Here is a 1,559-nt window from a genome sequence, read left to right on the forward strand (position 1 = left end):
TCCCTGGGCAAGGACCCCTCCGAGAACAGCGGCCCGAAGGGCAGTGGCGAGCCGTGGATCAAATCGAAGGCCTGCAGCACCCCGCCTCCGCCGCCCAGCGGGCCCCATACCCTGGTGGGTTACCTGCACGCAAGCTTTGCCAACGGGTCGGGCTACATCCGCATGGCCGACGTCAGCGACAACTGGGACTTCATCGACCTGGCCTTTGCCGAACCTACCTCGAACACCTCGGGTGAAGTGGCCTTCAAGCGCTGCCCGGCCAGCGAGTGCTCGAACGTGGAATCGGACGCCGATTTCCTCGCGGCCATCAAGGCCAAGCAGGCCAAGGGCAAGAAGGTGCTGATCTCCATCGGTGGCGCCAACGGCCAGGTCCGGCTGGAGTCCGGCGCAGCGGTGACGGCCTTCGTGAACTCGGTCTCGGCCATCATCGACCGCTGGGGTCTGGACGGCCTGGATGTCGACTTCGAAGGGCACTCACTCCAGCTCAACAGCGGCGACAAGGACGTGGCCAACCCGACCACGCCGGTGGTGGTCAACCTCATCAGCGCGCTGAAGCAGCTGAAGGCCAAGTACGGCGCCAAGTTCGTACTGACCATGGCGCCGGAGACCTTCTTCGTGCAGCTGGGCTACAGCTTCTACGGAGGCACCTGCATCAGCTGCGACACCCGCGCCGGCGCCTATCTGCCCGTGCTGTACGCACTGCGCAACGACCTCACGATGCTGCATGTGCAGGACTACAACTCGGGGCCGATCATGGGGCTGGACAACCAGTACCACACCATGGGCAACGCCGACTTCCACGTCGCCATGACGGACATGCTGCTCACGGGGTTCACCGTGGCCGGCACGACGTTCAAGTTCCCGGCGCTGCGGCCCGACCAGGTGTCCATCGGTCTGCCGGCCAGCGGCAATGCCGGAGGCGGGTTCACCAGCGTGCCGGATGTGCAGGCCGCCTTCGACTGCCTGACACAGCTCAAGCAGTGCGGCAGCTACGGCCCCCGCACGCACTCGCTGAGCCTGAATGGCCTGATGACCTGGTCGATCAACTGGGACCGCTACAACGCTTTCGAGTTCTCGACCCARCACCGGGCCTATCTGGACGCCCTGCCGAAGCCGTGATCGCCACAAGGGCGTGCCTTTCGGGGCATGCCCTTGTTCGGACGGATCACTTCCCTTCCACCCCGGCCGCCCCATCGAGGGCGTTTTCCTACACCACTTCAATCGGATTGCCGACTCCGCAGCCTGAGATGGRCGGGCATATTGGATCCAGTCTGTCACGAAGGAGCTGGACCATGTTCAAACGACTTATCCTCATCGCCCTCACCGGGGTCGCGCTCGCCTCTACTCTTAGCGCCTGCGTGGTGGCGCCGGTCGGCAGGCCGGGCTACGTACACGATCGAGACAGGGACGGCGTGCCGAACCGGTACGACGGTGACCGCGACAACGACGGCGTGCCCAACCGCTACGACCGCAGGCCGGGCGACCCGTACCATCGCTGATCCAACGCGCGGTTCTCGTCAAGAGAATCGGCCGGCGGCAGGCAGCGGCCAGAGCTGCCG

General features: G+C 65.3%; 2 protein-coding genes. Both read left to right on the top strand.

Features of this window, described 5'->3' with window-relative positions:
- Window positions 1–1,119: chitinase (locus AC1DYI_RS35195; RefSeq protein ID WP_477208735.1), on the top strand; the 1,119-nt coding region annotated here is incomplete at its 5' end.
- 173 nt (window positions 1,120–1,292) lie between these two features.
- Complete coding sequence (locus tag AC1DYI_RS35200) at window positions 1,293–1,499, top strand: hypothetical protein (RefSeq protein WP_477208736.1); 207 nt, start codon at window positions 1,293–1,295, stop codon at window positions 1,497–1,499.
- Window positions 1,500–1,559 lie beyond the last annotated feature (60 nt).

It is taken from the genome of Ideonella sp. P3_A4 (genome assembly GCF_056403075.1).

Coding starts and splice junctions, on each gene's coding strand:
- AC1DYI_RS35200 (WP_477208736.1), top strand. CDS start 1,293: ATGTTCAAACGACTTATCCTCATCGCCCTCACCGGGGTCGCGCTCGCC.